At 41.9% G+C, this 19,055-nt stretch carries 18 protein-coding genes; 15 read left to right on the top strand and 3 right to left on the bottom strand.

The features are described from left to right. Positions 1-83 precede the first annotated feature (83 nt). The 13 genes from leuS (at position 84) to lipA (ending at position 12,785) form a co-directional block, all read left to right on the top strand. Entirely contained in the window at positions 84-2,672 is a 2,589-nt protein-coding gene (leuS, locus tag L1264_RS18465; RefSeq protein WP_138558627.1) for a leucine--tRNA ligase, read from the top strand. Between the two features lies 1 nt (position 2,673). After that, the gene (locus tag L1264_RS18460) at positions 2,674-3,162 is read left to right on the top strand and encodes an LPS-assembly lipoprotein LptE (RefSeq protein WP_138558626.1); all 489 of its coding nucleotides are present in this window, start codon (positions 2,674-2,676) and stop codon (positions 3,160-3,162) included. After that, positions 3,162-4,202: a DNA polymerase III subunit delta gene (gene holA, locus L1264_RS18455; RefSeq protein ID WP_138558625.1), complete on the top strand. Its 1,041-nt coding sequence runs from the start codon at positions 3,162-3,164 to the stop codon at positions 4,200-4,202. The genes L1264_RS18460 and holA overlap by 1 nt, the downstream gene beginning before the upstream one ends. A gap of 9 nt (positions 4,203-4,211) precedes the next feature. Beyond that, positions 4,212-4,847, top strand: coding sequence for a nicotinate-nucleotide adenylyltransferase (gene nadD / locus L1264_RS18450; protein WP_135924123.1), 636 nt, complete (start codon positions 4,212-4,214; stop codon positions 4,845-4,847). 55 nt (positions 4,848-4,902) lie between these two features. Further along, a complete protein-coding gene (rsfS, locus tag L1264_RS18445; protein ID WP_054551669.1) occupies positions 4,903-5,220 on the top strand; it encodes a ribosome silencing factor in 318 nt (105 codons plus the stop codon). Positions 5,221-5,247: 27 nt separating this feature from the next. Next, entirely contained in the window at positions 5,248-5,718 is a 471-nt protein-coding gene (rlmH, locus tag L1264_RS18440; protein WP_036967350.1) for a 23S rRNA (pseudouridine(1915)-N(3))-methyltransferase RlmH, read from the top strand. Positions 5,719-5,725: 7 nt separating this feature from the next. After that, positions 5,726-7,606 (top strand): penicillin-binding protein 2, encoded by a 1,881-nt coding sequence (mrdA, locus tag L1264_RS18435; protein WP_135924122.1) that lies wholly within the window; start codon positions 5,726-5,728, stop codon positions 7,604-7,606. Continuing rightward, complete coding sequence (gene rodA, locus L1264_RS18430) at positions 7,603-8,709, top strand: rod shape-determining protein RodA (protein ID WP_135924121.1); 1,107 nt, start codon at positions 7,603-7,605, stop codon at positions 8,707-8,709. The genes mrdA and rodA overlap by 4 nt, the downstream gene beginning before the upstream one ends. Continuing rightward, on the top strand, positions 8,709-9,473 hold the full coding sequence (locus L1264_RS18425; protein ID WP_135924120.1) for a septal ring lytic transglycosylase RlpA family protein: 765 nt from the start codon (positions 8,709-8,711) through the stop codon (positions 9,471-9,473). Before rodA ends, L1264_RS18425 begins: the two co-directional genes overlap by 1 nt. 54 nt (positions 9,474-9,527) lie before the next feature. Beyond that, positions 9,528-10,688, top strand: coding sequence for a serine hydrolase (locus L1264_RS18420; protein WP_199527570.1), 1,161 nt, complete (start codon positions 9,528-9,530; stop codon positions 10,686-10,688). A 184-nt stretch (positions 10,689-10,872) separates the two neighbouring features. After that, on the top strand, positions 10,873-11,151 hold the full coding sequence (gene ybeD / locus L1264_RS18415) for a DUF493 family protein YbeD (protein WP_135924118.1): 279 nt from the start codon (positions 10,873-10,875) through the stop codon (positions 11,149-11,151). A gap of 19 nt (positions 11,152-11,170) precedes the next feature. After that, complete coding sequence (gene lipB, locus L1264_RS18410; protein ID WP_135924117.1) at positions 11,171-11,827, top strand: lipoyl(octanoyl) transferase LipB; 657 nt, start codon at positions 11,171-11,173, stop codon at positions 11,825-11,827. Continuing rightward, positions 11,820-12,785, top strand: coding sequence for a lipoyl synthase (lipA, locus tag L1264_RS18405; RefSeq protein WP_130051157.1), 966 nt, complete (start codon positions 11,820-11,822; stop codon positions 12,783-12,785). The genes lipB and lipA overlap by 8 nt, the downstream gene beginning before the upstream one ends. 57 nt (positions 12,786-12,842) lie before the next feature. On the opposite strand, the gene L1264_RS18400 is transcribed toward lipA, so the two are convergent. Continuing rightward, on the bottom strand, positions 12,843-13,436 hold the full coding sequence (locus L1264_RS18400; protein WP_135924116.1) for a TetR/AcrR family transcriptional regulator: 594 nt from the start codon (positions 13,434-13,436) through the stop codon (positions 12,843-12,845). A 175-nt stretch (positions 13,437-13,611) separates the two neighbouring features. Here L1264_RS18400 and L1264_RS18395 point away from each other — a divergent pair, with 175 nt between their 5' ends. Further along, the gene (locus L1264_RS18395) at positions 13,612-14,631 is read left to right on the top strand and encodes an MBL fold metallo-hydrolase (protein WP_235404354.1); all 1,020 of its coding nucleotides are present in this window, start codon (positions 13,612-13,614) and stop codon (positions 14,629-14,631) included. A 126-nt stretch (positions 14,632-14,757) separates the two neighbouring features. Then, positions 14,758-16,383, top strand: a complete 1,626-nt coding sequence (locus L1264_RS18390) for a M28 family metallopeptidase (RefSeq protein ID WP_199527573.1) — start codon at positions 14,758-14,760, stop codon at positions 16,381-16,383. Between the two features lie 85 nt (positions 16,384-16,468). Here the strand turns inward: L1264_RS18390 and L1264_RS18385 are convergent, their stop codons facing one another. Beyond that, entirely contained in the window at positions 16,469-17,008 is a 540-nt protein-coding gene (locus tag L1264_RS18385; RefSeq protein WP_199527572.1) for a hypothetical protein, read from the bottom strand. A gap of 167 nt (positions 17,009-17,175) precedes the next feature. Beyond that, positions 17,176-19,055, bottom strand: a 1,880-nt coding sequence (locus tag L1264_RS18380; RefSeq protein ID WP_328256307.1) for a FimV/HubP family polar landmark protein, incomplete at its 5' end; no start/stop codon positions are given.

Genomic DNA, 19,055 nt, shown 5'->3' with positions numbered 1-19,055 from the left:
TATTTGCCGCTGTGATTAGCATGTATTTTGAGTTATCCTTATCGACAATTTTTTATTAATTTGCAAGAAGTCTGGAATCGTAGATGCAAGAGCAATATAACCCGCAAGACATAGAGTCAAAAGTACAAGCCTACTGGGAAGAAAACCAAGTATTTAAAGTCACTGAAGATGAGAGCAAAGAAAAGTATTACTGCCTTTCTATGTTCCCATACCCAAGCGGCCGACTCCACATGGGTCACGTTCGTAACTACACCATTGGTGACGTAGTATCACGCTTCCAACGCTTGCAAGGCAAAAACGTAATGCAACCTATGGGTTGGGATGCGTTTGGTCTACCTGCGGAAAATGCAGCAATCAAAAACAACACTGCACCTGCTAAGTGGACATACGAAAACATCGATTACATGCGCAACCAGTTAAAGCAACTGGGTTTTGGTTACGACTGGGATCGTGAAATTGCGACATGTCATCCAGAATATTACAAATGGGAACAGTGGTTCTTCACTAAGCTTTATGAAAAAGGCTTAGTTTACAAAAAGATGTCAACAGTTAACTGGGATCCAGTTGACCAAACAGTACTTGCCAACGAGCAAGTTATTGATGGTCGTGGTTGGCGTTCAGGTGCCATTGTTGAACAAAAAGAGATTCCACAATGGTTCATCAAAATCACTGATTACGCACAAGAGCTATTAGATGATTTAGATAAACTTGATCACTGGCCTGAGCAAGTTAAAACCATGCAGCGCAACTGGATTGGTCGCTCTGAAGGTTTAGAAATCGAATTTAAGCGTGCTGATAACGACGATACATTTAGTGTTTATACAACGCGCCCAGATACCTTCATGGGTGTGACGTACGTTGCTGTTGCAGCTGGTCACCCAATTGCACAAGAAGCAGCTAAAAACAGCGACGCTGTAGCTATGTTTGTTGATGAGTGTAAAAACACGAAAATCGCTGAAGCAGACATGGCAACCATGGACAAAAAAGGTATTGCCACTGGTTTTTACGCGATTCACCCATTAACTGGTAAACAAGTACCAATTTGGGTCGCTAACTTTGTATTAATGGATTACGGCTCTGGCGCTGTTATGGCAGTACCTGCACACGACCAACGTGACTACGAGTTCGCAACAGCATATGGCCTTGAGATTGCTCAAGTTATTGCACCAGCAGCTGACTCTGAAGAAACAGTTGATTTAGACAACCAAGCATACACTGAAAAAGGCGTGTTAGTTAACTCAGGTGAGTTCGACGGTCTTGAGTTTGAAGCGGCGTTTAATGCTGTTGCAGATAAACTAGAAGCACTGGGTGTAGGTGAGCGTAAAGTGAACTTCCGTCTACGTGACTGGGGTGTTAGCCGTCAGCGTTACTGGGGCTCTCCAATTCCTATGTTAAGCGACGAGAACGGTAACGAGCTTGCTGCAACCGAAGACATGCTGCCAGTTCGCTTACCTGAAGACGTGGTAATGAATGGTGTAACTTCACCAATCAAAGCTGATCCTGAGTGGGCTAAAACAACGGTAAATGGCGCACCTGCATTCCACGAAACAGATACTTTCGATACCTTCATGGAATCATCATGGTACTACGCGCGTTACTGTAGCCCTCGTTTTGACGAAGGCATGATTGAGCCAGGTGCTGCAAATTACTGGTTACCAGTAAACCAATATATCGGTGGTATTGAGCATGCGATCTTGCACTTACTTTACTCGCGTTTCTTCCACAAGTTATTACGTGACTTTGGTTTAGTAACTTCAGATGAGCCATTTGAGCGCTTACTATGTCAAGGCATGGTATTAGCAGATACTTTCTACCGTAAAGATGAGAAAGGCGGTGATATCTGGATTTCGCCAACAGACGTACAAACTGAAACAGACGACAAAGGTCGTGTTGTTAAAGCGTGGCACAAAGAAGATGGCGAGCCGGTATTCTCTGCGGGCATGAGCAAAATGTCGAAATCGAAAAATAACGGTATCGACCCACAACAAGTTATCGCCCAGTACGGTGCAGATACAGTACGTTTATTCATGATGTTCACGGCGCCACCAGAGCAAACCCTTGAATGGTCTGATTCAGGTGTTGAAGGTGCAATGCGTTTCTTAAAACGTATTTGGAAATACGCTGTTGATGTAGAAACAGTAGGCTATCAAGCGCTTGATAAGTCAGCATTAAATAACGACCAAAAAGTACTTCGTCGTGAACTTCATAAAGCAATTGCAAAAGTGACTGATGACGTAGAACGTCGTCAAACATTCAACACTGCAATCGCTGCAATTATGGAAATCTCGAACAAGTTACTTAAAGCACCGCTTGCCGATAAACAAGATGTGGCAATTGCTAACGAAGCGCTTGAAGCATTACTTATCATGCTTGCGCCTATCACGCCGCATATGTGTCATCAATTATGGCAAGACCTTGGCAAAGAAGGCGACATCTTAGATGCAGCATGGCCAAAAGTTGACGAATCAGCACTTGTTGAAGATGAGAAGCTAATCATCGTACAAGTTAATGGTAAGCTTCGTGCTAAGTTAACAGTGCCTGCTGATGCAACTAAAGAGCAAGTTGAAGCATTAGCATTTGCTGAAGAAAACGTAACTAAGTTCACTGATGGCGCAACCATCCGCAAAGTGATTTACGTACCTGGCAAACTACTTAACGTGGTTGCTAACTAAGATGGCAGCGCTTCAAGCACTGAAAAACGGACTAGCCCTTGCGCTAGTCTGTTTACTGCTAACAAGTTGTGGCTTTCATTTAAAGAAAGCCTCAAACTTGCCTGACGACTTGAAAGTGATCACCCTTGTCGGGGATGATGAAAAGTCAGCATTATTCGAGTTAGTCGAAAAAGAGCTTATTGCGAGTAAAGTTGAACTTAGCCAAGGTGGTAAACACCCAGAGTTAACGATCCACAAAGACCGTTTAGAGCGTCAAATCTTATCATTATTTGATAATGGTCAGGTTGCCGAGTATGAACTTGCCTACAGTGTAAGCTATACCCTTAAGCGCCCTGGACAAAAAGCCATTAACCAGCGCTTTGAATTGTATCGTAACTATCAAGACGACCCAGATAATGCCCTTGCAAAAGCAAAAGAGCTTGAGCTGCTATTAAGCGAAATTCGTAAGCAAGCCAGTCGTCGAATTGTTCGTGAGCTATCACAACTGTAATGCGTTGTTATGCAAATCAACTACCTAGCCAATTGAAAAAAGGCCTTGCGCCTTTTTACATGGTGTTTGGTGAAGAGCCCTATCAAATTACACAATGTGTCATGCAAATTCGTCAAGCCGCCAAACAGCAAGGTTTTGACGAGGTAATCAAATTTACCCTAATGCCAGGGTTTGATTGGCAAGAAATTGTAGCTCAATACCAAAGTATGTCACTGTTTAGCGCTCGTACCTTAATTGAATTTGATTTAAACGAGCAAAAACCAGGTACTCAAGGTAGCCAAATATTTAAACAACTTGTTGAACTTACTAATCCAGACACTATTTTGGTATTGAAAGGTGCTAAAGCTGGTCAAGATGTTCAACGCAGTGCATGGTTTAAAGCTTTAGATAAGCAAGGCTTATTTGTACCTTGTTATCCCCTAACAGGTAACCATTTAAGCCGTTGGCTAGACGAGCAATGTTATCGTTTAAATTTAAACTTGCACAATAATGCAAAACAAAGCCTGATTGATGCCACTGAAGGTAACTTACTTGCATGCCACCAAGAACTTGAAAAATTATCTCTATTATATGGCAGTGAGTTAGTAGACCAGCAGGCCGTAATGCAAGGTCTTCTTAATCAATCAAAATTTGATATCTTCGATTTGAGTGATGCTTTATTAACCGGCAATGCAGGTCAAGCAGTCAAAGTAATGAGTAAACTCGCTACTGATAACACAGAAGCAATGAGTATCTTTTGGGCCATTAATAAAGAAGCCACTAACTTACTTGCAATGCAACACGCTCGCCTAAACGGTGCCAATATGACTGATTTATATCGGCAGTTTAATATTTGGAAAAACCAGCAAGCAACAGTACAGCAGGCATTAAACCGCCTGCAAATTAGTACTCTTGAGCAAATCATCAAACAATTAGCCGAGTTTGATGCTGCCTACAAACAAGGCAACCTTGTTGCGCCTTATCAAGCCTTAACACACCTTTGCTTAGTATTTTGCCAACCACTGGCAATGCCATTACCTTGCCACCCTGTTTTAGATTAGAGTTGTATAATGATTGCTATATTTGGTGGAACATTTGACCCAATTCACTTAGGCCACATCAATATGGCCGAGCAATGCGTTAAACAGTGTCAGCTTGATACGCTGTATTTTATGCCCTGCGCTATTCCTGCACATAAAGCTAAACCGGGGATCAGTGATGAGCACCGTATCAACATGCTCAAACTTGCAATTGAAGACATCCCTTATTTCACGATTGATTACAGAGAACTTAATCGTTCAGGTGCCTCTTATTCATTACTTAGCTTGCAAGAATTAAGAGCTGAGCACCCGACTACGCCCATTATTTTTTTAATCGGTATGGACTCATTCATTAGCCTCGACAAATGGTTTAAATGGCAAGAAATTGTCACACTTTGCCACATAGTCGTGTATCAAAGACCGGGGCAAACCTGTAATGTCGCTGGTGAATTGGCTCATTACAAGGAACAGGCATACACTGATAACCTTGCTGAACTAAAGCAACAACCTGCAGGTAAGTTATTCTTTTTAAATGGCTTACAAATAGATGCCGCATCAAGAGAAATCAGAAAAAAACTGCATTCAAATAGTGAAATAACGGAACTTTTACCGACTTCAGTTAGTCAATACATCGCACAGCATCATCTTTATCAAACAGATGAATAAATGCTGCCTGCGTGATAAAATAACAATTAAGATTATTTATTTTTGAGAAAACACTTTGGATTCTAAACAACTACTCGCATTTGCCCTTGATAAAGTCGACGACATGAAAGCCCGTGATGTGGTGCAACTTGATGTTCGTGGAAAGTCAGATATTACCGACTATATGTTAGTATGCTCTGGTAACTCTAAACGCCATGTTCAATCGATTGCTGATCACGTTGCAAAAGAAGCACGCCACGCTGGTGAAGAACCCCTTGGTTACGAAGGTCAAAATGAAGGCGAATGGGTGCTTGTTGACCTAGGTGATGTAGTAGTACATGTCATGCAAGACCAAACTCGCGACTTCTATGATCTAGAGAAACTTTGGGGTTAACCCTTGCAAGGACATAGGTAAACCATTTTGAAGATACAATTGATTGCCGTTGGTACTAAGATGCCAGCATGGGTTGAAACTGGATTCACAGAATATCAGCGCCGTTTCCCGCGTGATATGCCGCTTGAGCTTATTGAAATTCCTGCCGGTAAACGCGGAAAAAATGCGGATATAAAACGTATTTTGCAACTTGAAGGCGAAAAAACCTTAGCAGCAATACCTAAAGGCAATCGCATTGTTACTTTAGAAGTAACAGGTAAGCCAATGGATACTCATCAACTGGCTAAAAGCATGGAAAAATGGCAGCTTGATGGCCGTGATGTTAGTTTACTCATTGGTGGCCCTGAAGGCCTTGCACCAGAATGCATTGCAGCTTCTGAGCAAAAATGGTCTTTATCAAATCTAACACTACCGCATCCTTTAGTGCGTATTATTGTTGCCGAAAGCCTTTATCGTGGCTGGAGCTTAAATAATAATCACCCATACCACCGCGAGTAGTTAGTCAATGCGAAAACACAGACCCACAATTCGAGACCACTCGGCTGAAGCTAATTTATTTGCTCGCCGCGCGTTTGTGGGCTTTGTGTTTGTTACCTTATTAATTGGTGTCTTATTATCAAACTTATATAACATTCAAGTTATCGACCACCAAGACTACCAAACACGCTCTAATGATAATCGGATCAAGGTTATTCCAATTGCCCCGAATCGGGGTCTAATTTATGACAGAAATGGCGTTTTACTTGCTGAAAACAAACCTGTATATAACCTTGAAGTCATTCCTGAAGAAACAGATAACCTAGATCAAGCATTAGAAGATGTTCAACAAATTATCGATATCAGTGAACAACAAAAAGAAGAGTTTTTAGATGATATCAAACATAATCGCCGTTTTAAGAGCCAAGTCCTTAAAGCACGATTAAACGAAACTGAAGTTGCCAAATTTTCAGTTAATCAGCACAAATTCCCTGGTTTTAGTATTGAAGCACGACTAGCTCGTTACTACCCTTATGGTGATACTTTAACTCACGCATTAGGTTATGTTGCCAAACTCAATAAAAAAGAGCTGGCAAAATTAGAAGCCGATGATCAAGCAACAAATTACCGTGCTACACATGATATAGGTAAGCTAGGTATCGAGAAATACTATGAGCAATTACTTCATGGTGTAGTTGGCTCACAAAGTGTAGAAGTTAACAACAGGGGTCGTATCATTCGCACTTTAAGCATGACCCCACCAGAGCCAGGCCATGACTTGGTACTAACTCTGGATATAGGCTTACAACAAATTGCACAGCATGCTTTAAAAGATATGCGCGGCGCTGTCGTTGTACTCGACGCAAAAGATGGTGGCGTACTGGCTCTTTACTCTAACCCAAGTTACGACCCAAACTTATTTGTTCATGGCATCAGTAGTAGCGACTACAAAAAGTTATTGAACCCAGATCGCCCTCTCATAAATAGAACCACACAAGGTCGTTACGCACCAGCTTCTACGGTTAAACCACATATGGCTATTTTAGCGTTAGAGGAAGGACTTGTAACCGAGCAAACACAAATGTGGGATCCGGGCTTTTTTCAAATTCCAAACGTTGAACATAAATGGCGAGACTGGAAACGTTGGGGTCATGGCCATGTTGACGTTTATCGTGCTATTGAAGAGTCATGCGATACTTATTTTTATGACGTGGCGTATCGCTTAGGCATTACTAAAATCAGTGATTTTATGTCTCAATTTGGTTTTGGCGAACTTTCAGGTATTGATATTCATGAAGAAACCTCTGCGATTATGCCATCAAAAGAATGGAAAGAGGGCCGCTTTAGAGAATCGTGGTGGCGTGGTGATACAATTTCAGTGGGTATTGGCCAAGGTTATTGGACCGCAACACCGATGCAAATAGCCAATGCGACGAATATTTTAGTTAATCGCGGGATTGATCACCCACCCCACTTAGTGCAAGTGGCTAAAAAAGAGAATGAAGTCACTCAAATAAACAACGATGAAAAGCCACCCGTGGTGCTAAAAAACCCTCACCATTGGCAAATAGCGCTTGATGCAATGCACAACACAGTACACAAAGTCACCGGCACCGCCCATAAAGCATTTAAAGGTGCCAATTATGACCCTGCTGGTAAAACCGGTACCGCGCAAGTAGTTAGCATTGCCCAAGGTGAACGTTATGACGCTAAATCACTTAAAGAGCGTCAACGCGATAACGCAATTTATGTTGGCTTTGCACCTTATAATGATCCACAAATTGTGGTTTCTGTGGTTGTAGAAAATACCGGTGGCGGCAGTACTGTAGGTGCGCCTATTGCTCGTCAATTGATGGATTATTATTTTTCAGCTAACCCCCTGCCTGTTGCACAAAGTGATGCGCCATGATCCCATTAAATAAAAAACGCTCTATCTGGCAACGCCTTCACCTTGATTTACCGCTCCTGATAGCGTTAATGCTCATGATGGTAGGCAGCCTAACCATTGTTTACAGTGCCAGTGGTCAAGACCCAGCTATGATGATCCGCCATGCCACACGGATGTTTGGGGCGATACTAGGCATGTTTATTCTCGCGCAATTTTCGCCAAACACGCTAAAAAGAATGGTTATTCCACTTTATTGCGTGGGCCTATTAATGCTCATCGGGGTACTGCTATTTGGTGTTAGCTCTAAAGGTGCGCAACGTTGGCTAGATCTTGGTATTACTCGATTTCAGCCATCTGAATTAATGAAAATTGCCGTACCTATGATGGTCGCATGGTATATCGGACGCAACCATTTACCACCTCGCATTATCCATCTAATCATTGGTTTTGCGATTGTGATGGTGCCTACCATCCTAATCAAAGAGCAGCCTGACTTAGGAACATCAATATTGATCGCCAGTTCAGGTATTTTTGTATTGTTTTTGTCAGGCCTAAGTTGGCGATTAATCGGCTTTTTTACCGCTACAGTAGCCATTGCTGCTTGGCCATTTTGGCATTACGTTATGCTCGACTATCAAAAACAACGCGTATTAACATTTTTAGACCCTGAAAGTGATCCTCTTGGCTCTGGTTATCACATTATTCAATCGAAAATAGCAATTGGCTCAGGCGGAATTGAAGGAAAAGGCTGGCTGCAAGGTACGCAATCACAACTTGAATTTTTACCCGAGCGACACACTGACTTTATCTTCTCTGTTTTAAGCGAAGAGTTTGGCTTATTTGGAGTGTGTTTATTACTGTGCATGTATTTATTCATAATTGGTCGTGGTTTATACATAGCGGTCAATGCCCAAGATGCGTTTGGTAAACTGCTTGCAGGTGCATTAACTTTAACTTTTTTCGTTTATGTATTTGTAAATATTGGCATGGTGTCAGGTTTACTGCCTGTGGTCGGTGTCCCTTTACCCTTGATCAGTTATGGCGGCACCTCTATGGTGACCTTGATGGCAGGATTTGGCATTATTATGTCTATCGCCACAGATAAAAGGATGCTTTTAAAATAATGACACATCGCGTTAGTTTTCTATTTGTTGCATTATTTTCTGTAATGCTCACTGCTTGTAGCTCGTCGCAGCAAGGTCGTTATGCTATGGAGCATGATGCAGCCCCGCTTCGAAAGCCTACCGAACTTGAAATGCAAGATGCAGTAGTAACGGCTGTAGTTAAGAGTGCCAGTGCGAGTCGCCCTTATGAAGTTCGTGGAAAACGCTACACTCCCATGTTAGATGAAACAGGCTACTCTGAAGAAGGGATTGCCTCATGGTACGGTAGAAAATTTCATAACTATCATACATCTAATGGTGAAATATATGACATGTTCGCGATGACTGCAGCGCATAAAACTTTGCCATTACCCAGCTTTGCACGAGTCACTAATTTAGATAACGGTAAATCTGTCATTGTTCGCGTTAATGACCGCGGCCCATTCCATGACGACCGTATCATCGATTTATCTTATTCTGCGGCCTATAAACTAGATTATTATCGCCAAGGTACAGCGCGTGTTAAGGTTGAAGCCATTACCCTTAGCAATTCTGCCCCTCGTTTAAGTTACATACAGGTTGCAGCGGGAAGTACTCTTGCCAATGTTGAAGCGCTCGCGTTTCAACTTCGTCAGCAATATCATGTGCCAACAAACATTGTTGAAAAAGATGGAATCTATCGATTACGTCTTGGTCCAATAAAAGATGCCGCAGAAGCACAAACTGTTTTAGAAAAGCTAAAACAAAACCAATTTCAGAACGCGTTCTTGCTTTACAGTGAGTAAGACCTTTAGAATAGGTTAACGCGACATGTTTAACTTTAACCATTAATGAGTACGATGAAATCTATAAAATATAAAATCTTAAGTGGCGTTTGTGGCCTTGTTTGCACAGCGAGTGTATTTTCAGCAACAGCCCAAATCATCCCTGCCCCACCACAAGTTAATGCGAAAGGTTATTTCTTGGTTGATTTCACCACAGGTAAGGTCATTGCTGAAGGCGAAGCCGATACTAAGCTGGCACCTGCCAGTCTAACCAAGATGATGACCAGTTACGTCATCGGTACTGAAATTAAAGCCGGCAATATCTCACCAACAGACATGGTCACCGTGAGTGAAAAAGCGTGGGCAAAAAACTTTCCTGAATCATCAAAAATGTTCATCGAAGTGGGTAAGCAAATCAGTGTTGACGACCTTAACCACGGTATCATTATTCAATCAGGCAATGATGCGTGCGTAGCAATGGCTGAACACATTGCTGGTAGCGAAAGTGCATTTGCTGATTTAATGAATGCTCACGCTGAAAAGTTAGGCATGACAAACAGCCATTTCGTAAACAGTCACGGATTAGATACTAACGAGCACTTCACAACGCCACGTGATATGGCCACTCTTGGTGCTGCACTTATTCGCGATGTACCAGATGAATACGAAGTATACGCTAAAAAATCATTCACTTTTAACGGTATTAAACAATATAACCGCAACTCTCTATTATGGGATGAAAGCATGAACGTAGACGGTATTAAAACCGGTCACACGTCAGAGGCGGGTTATAGTCTAGTGAGCTCAGCAACTAAAGACGATATGCGTTTAATCGCTGTTGTAATGGGCGCCGAAAGCGAGCGTGCTCGTAAAGTTGAAAGTAAAAAATTACTAAACTACGGTTTCCGTTTCTTTGAAACGATTACACCATATCAAGCGGGTGACAGCTTTGCGGAGCAACGCATTTGGATGGGTAACAAAGAAAATGTTTCACTGGGTATTTTAGAAGATACGCCAATCACCATCCCACGTGGTCAGCGTAAAAACTTAAAAGCGAACTTTGAGCTTGATAAAACTCTAGAAGCTCCACTTGCTAAAGGTAGTAAAGTTGGCACCTTATTCTTGCAACTGGATGGTGAAGAAATCGCTCAATATCCGTTAGTTACACTTGAAGAAGTAGAAGAAGGCAGCTTCTTCAGCAAGATCTACGATTACTTACGTTTACAGATCATGTAATCTCAGATAAAAGTTTATAAACGCCTTGCACTGCAAGGCGTTTTTTTTTGTCTGAAAAATGATAGAATGCGCCCCATATCAGTCGCGCTGGGTCGAGTGCGTCGTAATTTAAGTCTGCTTACTGCCAAGAACTGGCCGAGAAAGTCTCGATTAAGCACACTCACTGTTTTGAGGAGTCACCGTCGTGGTTCAACCTGTAAAAGATACTAAGTTTGATGAGTATTTAGATTTCCCTTGCCCATTTACATTTAAAATCATGGGCTTAGCAAACGTAAATCTAACAGACCAGATCCTAGAAAAGCTGCAACCAATTGCACCAGGCGATTATGCGCCAAAGGTAAAACCAAGCAGCAAAGGTAATTACGAGTCAGTCACGCTTGTGGCAACCGTTACAAGTAAAGAGCACATTGAAGAAATCTATAACGTGATCAGCAACATCGATGACGTACGTCACATGCTATAGGCTGATTACGGAGTAAGTCGTGAGCGAAAGAGAATTAATCGTTCGTCAATTAGGTCGTCAGCGTTACATGCCAATTTGGCAAAAAATGCAATCTTTTACCGACACCCGTGATGAGCACACAGCCGATGAAATTTGGCTTGTAGAGCACGAGCCAGTATTTACTCAAGGTCAAGCTGGTAAAGCTGAGCACTTATTAAATACCGGTGATATCGAAGTGATCCAAGTAGACCGCGGTGGTCAAGTAACCTACCACGGGCCAGGTCAGCAAATGATGTATGTACTGTTCAACTTACGTCGTTTAAACATTGGTGTAAGAGAGCTGGTAACTTGGCTTGAAGAGTGCATTATCGACACGTTAAAAGACTACGACATTGATGCTTACGCCAAAGCGGATGCACCGGGTGTCTATGTTAACGATAGTAAAGTTGCCTCATTGGGCTTACGAGTTCGTCGCGGCTGCTCATTCCATGGTTTAGCACTGAATGTAAATATGGACTTGAGTCCGTTTTTACGTATCAACCCATGCGGCTATGCAGGCATGAACATGGTGCAAACAACTGACCTTAATGGTCCGCAAAACCTCGAGCAAGCAGGTGCAGGGCTTGTAAAACACATGATTAAAAAGCTTAATGCTACTGTGGTTAAGCACACTGAAGGGTTTGAAACGAATGAATAAACCAGTCAAAATGGAACCAGGCGTAAAACTGCGTGATGCAGAAAAAATGGCGCTGATCCCAGTTAAAGTTTTACCGACTGAAAAAAACGAAATGTTGCGTAAGCCAGAGTGGCTAAAAATTCGCTTACCTAAATCAACCGAACGTATTGATGGTATTAAGCAAGCGATGCGTAAACATGGTTTGCACTCAGTTTGTGAAGAGGCTTCGTGCCCTAACCTATCTGAATGTTTCAATCACGGTACAGCAACCTTCATGATCTTAGGTGCTATTTGTACTCGTCGTTGTCCGTTCTGTGATGTTGCTCACGGTCGTCCATTAAAGCCTGATGCAGCTGAACCTGAAAAGCTAGCGCTTACTATTAAAGACATGAAGCTAAGCTATGTTGTAATCACCTCTGTAGACCGTGATGATTTACGTGATGGTGGTGCACAACACTTTGCTGACTGTATTCGTGAAATTCGTAAGCACAACCCAGAGATCACGATTGAAATTCTAGTACCTGACTTCCGTGGTCGCATGGACAGAGCCCTTGATATCTTAATCGAGACACCACCAGATGTGTTTAACCACAACCTAGAAACAGCACCGCGTTTATACAAATTAGCGCGTCCAGGTGCTGACTATAAGTGGTCACTTGAGCTATTACGTCGCTTTAAAGAAGCACATCCGAATGTGAAAACGAAGTCTGGCTTGATGGTAGGTCTAGGTGAAGAAATTAGCGAAATCGAAGAAGTGTTACGTGACTTACGCGAGCATAACGTTGATATGCTAACAGTAGGCCAATACTTACAACCTTCAAAGCACCACTTACCTGTTAAACGCTACGTGCCGCCAGCTGAGTTTGATGCATTAAAAGACTATGCAGACGAAATTGGCTTTACACATGCAGCCTGTGGCCCATTTGTTCGCTCAAGCTACCATGCTGACCAACAAGCCGCTGGTAAAGAAGTAAAATAATAGTTTTACAACTATTTAAAAGCCCGCATTAAGCGGGCTTTTTTATATTCCAAAATATCAGCGCCCATAACGCGCTAAGAACATTTTTACTGTTTCGCTTATTACTTTGTTATCTGAGTCGCCTTCTTGGCGCTCAAAGCCATACAGCAACGGGTAAAAGATCAGAGACTTTAACTGATACACAAACTGTTTTGCTGCAAACTCAACATCATCAATAGCTAAAACCTGTGCTTGCACACCTGCTTCTAAAAACGTCACTAGGTCGTGCATACAGCCCATGTTGTTACTCGCTAATGATTTTGCTAAATCGGGCTGCTGTAACATTTGCATAAAGGCGACTTTCGCTACTTTTAAAAATTCTTCAGAGGTCAAAAGTGCCACTTCTTGCTCGGCAATACGTGTTAACTGCTCTGCAATTGGTAAAGTAGCATCAAATACAACCGCTTGCTCTTGGCGAACTTTTTCAAACATAAACACTAGAATGGCTTGAAACAACACATCTTTATTTTCAAAGTGATTGTATACGGTACGCTTTGAGGCACCCGCTAAGCTTGCAACCTGATCCATACTTGTATGCTCAACACCCTGCTGAAAAAACAATGTTTCAGCTGCATTCAAAATATCTAATCGTTTTCTCTGTGATAATTTCATGGACCCCTCCGATAAGGGCTACTAGTGTAACGCAAAAATAAAAAATGCACTAGATAGTTTACTTTTATAGCAAATCATGAAAAACTACACCGTGTAGTTTACTTATGGTGACGATATGAAATTTCTAAAATGGCTCGCAATCGCCACTCTATGCATCGTGATAGGAGTGTTTGTTATGAATAATCAATTAGCTGCTGAAGGCGTGAGTGATAACAGCCACTCTGCGCAACTGGCTGATGGCAAGTTCCACAATAGTGCTGAAGTAGAAAGACCCAGCTTCAAGAAAACGTTAGCTATCTTCAAACGCTTCATTACTGAAAAGAAAATTGATGCAGAGCCAAAGGGCGAGCTGCCTATGCATTCTGTTTCTCATGCTCAGCTTGAGCGTTTATCAAATGACACAGTGCATTTTGTAAAGCTAGGTCACTCCTCTATTTTAGCGAAAGTGTATGGCGAATACTGGCTATTTGACCCGGTATTTTCAGAGCGCGCTTCGCCTTTTTCATTCATGGGTCCAAAGCGCTTTCAACCAACACCAATTAGTATTGCAGAATTACCAAGCATCGCGAAAGTGTTTATCTCACACAACCATTATGATCACTTAGATAAAGCGGCAATTAAACAACTTGTTGATAAAACAGCCTCTTTTTATGTGCCATTGGGAGTCGAAAACGACCTTAAAAAATGGGGCGTTGATGAACAAAAAGTCCATAGTTTTGATTGGTGGCAAGAGCAAAATATGGCAAATAGCCAAATTGTATTTACACCAACCCAGCACTTCTCTGGTCGAGGTTTAACAGACGGCAATAAAACCCTTTGGGGTTCATGGGCTATTAAAGTAAATGACAAGCGCTTTTATTTTAGCGGTGACTCGGGATATTTTGCTGGCTTTAAAGAAATTGGTAATCGTTATGGGCCCTTTGATATTACTTTTATAGAAACCGGTGCTTATGACAAAGATTGGGCTGATATTCACATGACACCAGAGCAATCTGTACAAGCTCACCTCGATTTACAAGGTGATATCATGGTGCCAGTGCATAATGGTACTTTCGATTTAGCATTTCATGCTTGGTATGACCCCCTCAAGCGTGTCACCAAAAAAGCACAACAGGAGCACGTATCGCTAAGTACCCCACTTGTTGGTGAAGTATTTAAAATTCAAGATAACGCAGTTGATAAAGCGTGGTGGTAAAATTGACAGGATGAAAGGTGCATTATTATCCTTTCATCCTGAATAATTAGTTACTTATAGACTCTTTCTAGACAGCCCCCTTCTCGTCCCATATAGTGGAACTCTGTGCAATCAACCAGAAAAACTATGACAACTCACTTAAAATACGCAAGTTTAGCGCTTGCCATTGGTTTATTCGGTTGCTCCGAGCAAGCAACATCAAGCGCTGATGAGCCAAGCGAAAAAAACCTTGAAGCCGTTAATATTAAGAATGTACGCTCACATATTAAAACCCTCGCCTCAGATGAATTCTTAGGCCGCGGTCCTTTAACCGAAGGCGAAACACTCACCATTAACTACTTAGCAGATGAATATAAAAAAATCGGATTAACTGGCAGTTTTAATGGCGAATTTTTACAGCCAGTTACCATGGCAAAACTCACTCCAGATCAAAACATGACCTTACAAGTGGGTGATTTAAGCTTTAATCCTGGCAGTGATTTTACCGCCCGTACCCAACAAATTAACCCTGAAATCAACATTGATGGCTCTGATGTTGTGTTTGTTGGCTATGGTATTAATGCACCTGAATATAATTGGGATGACTTTGCAGATATTGATGTAAAAGACAAAACAATTATCGTGCTTGTTAATGATCCTGGTTTTGCCACCCAAGACGACACGCTTTTCACCGGTAATGCTATGACCTACTACGGTCGTTGGACTTACAAATATGAAGAAGGTGCACGCCAAGGCGCAAAAGCGGTATTTATCGTTCACGAAACAGCCCCAGCTGCTTATCCTTGGAGTGTAGTAGAAAGCTCGAACACGGGTAGTAAATACACTTTAATTGACCAAGATAAAAATGCTGCTGACATCCCTGTAATGGGTTGGATTGATGAGCAAGCTGCAAATGAGATCTTTGCTCAAGCGGGTCTTGATTATCAAACAGAGAAAGCAAATGCATTAAAAGCCGATTTCAAACCTGTCGACTTAAAAGCAAAAGCAGCGCTGACTCTAAAAAGTGATATCTCTCAAGCACAATCACATAACGTTGTGGCAACACTAAAAGGCAGCGAAACTCCAGATGAGTACATAGTAATTGGTGCGCACTGGGATCACTTTGGTACTAAGCAAACTGATGATGGTGTGAAAATCTACAATGGTGCTGTTGATAATGCTTCTGGTACCGCAGCAACAGTTGAAATAGCCCGTATCCTTACTGAAATGCATAAGAAAAAGCCATTTAAACGCTCTATTATCTTTGCTAACTTTACAGCTGAAGAAACTGGGCTTATTGGTTCTGAGCAATTCGCTACTGGCGAAATTGTACCAACCAAACAAATGGTCGCGTTGCTTAATATTGACGGTATGAACGTGCTAGATGGCGTTGACTACATATTGCAGTACGGCAAAGGCATGTCTGAAATGGAAGACTACCTTGCAGATGCAGCTAAAGCTCAAGGGCGTCATGTAAAAATGGACCCTCGTCCTCAAAATGGATTGTTCTTCCGCTCTGATCACTTCTCACTGGCTAAACAAGGCGTGCCAAGTTTATTATTTATGAGCTTAGGTGATACTGATCCTGATTATATCGCCCATAAATATCACAAAGAAGCTGACGACTATTCACCCCAATGGTCTATGGGTGGTGTTAAGCAAGATATTGAACTGATCGTTGATATTGCAGCCAAACTTGCTAATAACGGTGACTGGCCAAAATGGAAAGCTGAGTCTGATTTCAAAGCGCGTCGTTTGCAAGACAAGCAATAACCTTCGCTTAGATACAAAACCGAGCTTCATTGCTCGGTTTTTTATGTACAATATGCCAACTTGCTAATTGATTAAACCAACTTAATTATTCTAACGTTACCCGCAGCTCTCTTGATTGAGCAACCCCTTCCTGCCGATGCTCAAATCCAGAATAATCCACATTTACACCGCTAAATTCAAATGCATAACCCCCCGTTTTGCCTTCTGAATCGATCATAGCTAATAGAGCGTTATTGTCTTTACCTGCAAAGTTAGTATTCTCATACTTAACAAGATACTTAGCTTGAGCACCATCATAATATACGCAATATCCTACAAATAACTGGTTATCATCATCATCGGTAAAAATAACCCAACCAAATGAGCCGTCTAGCCCCATTGAACGCTGAGTCCATGCTCGAGCAAAATGTGGCTCAATGCCTCCACTTTGAGGATATTGCATTGTCCCTTGCATAGTACCACTTGTTTTATAACGCCATGTTTTGTTGGTGTTATTCACAATTTCAGGCACTATCTGCGTTGAGGCATTCCCTTCATTTTTTAGTATTTCAAACGCTGTATCGGCTAATTGAGTAAATACATCGGATACTGGTCTTCCATCGATTGATACATAAAGTGAACTCATTTTCCTTCTCCTAGTAAATTTTTAGCTAAACCCTCATGGTTCAGTTAAATAGTAAGATGGAGAAATTCACTTGTGTATTACAGATTATTACATGGCTTGAGTACAGAATGCTGTGCAGCAGACATAAAAAAACCGAGCTCGTTGGCTCGGTTTATTATTGGATAGTATTACTCTTTAATCTTCGCCTTTAACGAAAGTGCTTCTTCTTGCACTTCTTCTGGGCCATTTTCGATCACATCTTCAATGGCTTGTAATGCAGCATCAAAGTCGTCGATTTCAATATATGCCCTTGCAAGGTCTAGTTTTGCTGAGTATCCGCCACTTTCGGCATCAACATCTGTTGGGTTGTCACCTGCGAGTAATTCATTAAAATCACTAAGCCCTACATCCATATCAACCTCATCGTAAGGTTCATGGTCTAATGCTTCATCGTCGCTTTGCTCAAGTAACGAGTCAATATCAACAAACTCATCGCCTGTAGACTCAGGCTCTTGAGCTGCTGATACATTATCCTCAGGCTCTGGCTGTGCGTCGTTTTCAATCTGCAAGTCTTCATTTAACAGTGCGTTAAAATCAACATCAAACTCACTGGCATCTGCAATGTCGGCTTCATCTGGCTCTGCTAGCTCATTTAGCAGCGCATCAAAGTCTGTTTGAGTTAAATCAGCCATGAAATCATCGTCGATTTCATCATCAGATAGCGTAGTTAAGTCATCACTGCCCACAATTTCTGATTCAATGTCTGCGATGGTGTCAGCTTCGTCTTCATGTTCAAGCTCAATATCGTCAAGGTCTAGCTCAAACTCCGCTTCGCTCTCAAGGTTATCGCTATTATCTGCAGCTGTCGCCAGCTCAGACTCAGCACTTGTACCCACTGCATCATTTGACTCTGTTAAGTCATCTTCAGATTCTAGAGCATCTTGCTCAGTAAACTCATTATCTAGCAACAACTCATCGTCAAAGTCATCCTCTAACTGATTAAGTTCATTACCACCCGCCAGTGAATTTGCAAGATCTTGCTCTGCCTGACTTGGCTGTAAAGATAAATCATCTTGGAACTCATCAATTGAGTCTTCTGACTCAAAACCAGCATCATCTAACTCAAGTTCAGGGTATTCATCAAGTTCTTGACTCGGTGTAACTGTGTCTTGAACGAGAGGCTCATCTTCAACGCCTAGGTCAAATTCATCTGTTAGTTGATCATCGGCAAGAGGATCGTCACCTAAATCTATTTCAACTTCTTCAATATCTTCTTGAGGTTCATCATCAATAGACCAGTCTGGAGCTGCTATATAATCATCTTCGTCTTCACCTATTTCACTTAATAATTCATCAACACTTTTTAGTGATGGATCATCAAATTCATCCAGTGAATCTTCGTCATCTAGTAGATCATCGGTGTCTTCGTTAAACTCGTGATTAAGCGCTTCATCAATATCGACTAAATCAGAAGCCACTGACTCAACATTCAAGTCGTCTATTGCTTGGTCTGCATCAGCTAGATCTTCTAGTGACTCTTGTAAACTCTCATCGTGTTCTTGGCTTTGGGCATCATCATGACTTAAGTCATCTATCTGAGCTTGTGTATCTTCTTTAAGTTCATTAGCCTCTTGAATTAACTGTTCAAGCTCGTCATCTGAAACAGCTTCATCATCATCTTCTTCCAGTAGTGAGTCTAAATCGCCCATATCTAAAGAGTCAGCTAACTCGTCCTCAGAACTGCTTGGCTGTGCTTGTTCAACTTCATCAAGTAAAGAATCTATATCGTCTTCTTCAAGTGCATCTTCTGAATCACTTTCTTCAAGATCACCTTCGTCGATTAAAGAGTCAATGTCATCGATATCAAGGCTATCTTCATCGTCTTGCTCGTCGACTAGCTCATCAACCGCAGGCTCTTCAGCTGCTGCATCTTGCTCGTCTACATCGTCGATTAAAGATTCAATATCATCGCTATCAAGGCTATCGTCATCGTCTTGCTCGTCGACTAGCTCATCAACCGCAGGCTCTTCAGCTGCTGCATCTTGCTCGGCTACATCGTCAATTAAAG

This window comes from Pseudoalteromonas sp. APAL1, assembly GCF_021532475.1.
In the GTDB taxonomy this organism is placed as follows: domain Bacteria; phylum Pseudomonadota; class Gammaproteobacteria; order Enterobacterales; family Alteromonadaceae; genus Pseudoalteromonas; species Pseudoalteromonas lipolytica_C.
This window is presented reverse-complemented; position numbering and strand designations above follow the sequence as displayed.